Annotated in this window: 1 protein-coding gene and 1 pseudogene; both read left to right on the top strand. The window is 46.4% G+C overall.

The window, feature by feature from the left end; translation table 11 throughout:
* Nucleotides 1–578: pseudogene (locus tag R8O10_RS24145) on the top strand (ABC transporter substrate-binding protein); the annotation flags it as partial.
* 12 nt (nt 579–590) lie between these two features.
* A partial coding sequence (locus R8O10_RS24140; protein ID WP_318191814.1) for an ATP-binding cassette domain-containing protein occupies nt 591–973 on the top strand: 383 nt, incomplete at its 3' end.

Genomic DNA, 973 nt, shown 5'->3' with positions numbered 1-973 from the left:
AATTGACGTACTCATCTCCAGTTCATACACCGCGTATTGCTTTCTTGCGTGAACAGGCAAAATTGGCAGGGTTGGACATTGAGCTGAAGCTGATTGATGGTTCATCGATGTTCAAGTATGTGCGTGAGAAAAAACACGAACTTGCTTTCTTCGATATGGGGACTTCGGAAATCCCAACTTATTGGGAATACTTCCATTCCGTGAACGCGAACAAACCACAAACGAACTCATTCACTAACTACAGCACGCCAGAGCTAGATGAAAAGATCATTGCGTATCGCTTTAACATGGACATGGATAAGAAGATCCAACTAGGTCATGAGATTCAGCGAGACATTATTGATGCGCACGTGATTGTCACTGGCTACATGGTACCTTACGTTCGTTATGGACACTGGCGTTGGTTGAAATTGCCAGAGAAACCAATGAATCGAATGACAGAAGCGTTGTTCAGTGGCGGAATTATCGGTGATGGCACGTATTGGATCGACAAAGACGTGAAGAAAGAAACCCAGAAAGCGATGAAGTCGGGTAAAACCTTTGAACCGGTTGTTGTCGTTGATGACACGTATAAGCTGGAAGGATGTGTTATGGAAAACGATGTAATTTTGAGTGTAAAAGATCTCGAAGTGGAATTCATCACGGATGATGGCCCGGTAAAAGTACTCCATGGCGTGAACTTTGATGTTCGTGCAGGACGAACGCTCGGTCTCGTTGGTGAGTCTGGCAGTGGTAAGAGCGTGACCTCCATGTCCATCATGGGACTGTTGCCAAAGCCTTACGGCAATATTGTCAATGGTGAAGTTAACTACCGAGGTACCAATCTGGTGTCGCTACCAGCGGAAGAAATGTACGCCATGCGCGGCGACCGCATTTCGATCATTTTCCAAGACCCAATGACGGCGTTGAATCCAGTGCATACCATTGGCCGCCAACTGTGCGAAGTGTTGGAATTACACCGTCCTGAGTTAGG

It is taken from the genome of Vibrio sp. 1727, from assembly GCF_033344415.1.
Taxonomy (GTDB): Bacteria; Pseudomonadota; Gammaproteobacteria; order Enterobacterales; family Vibrionaceae; genus Vibrio; species Vibrio alginolyticus.
This window is presented reverse-complemented; position numbering and strand designations above follow the sequence as displayed.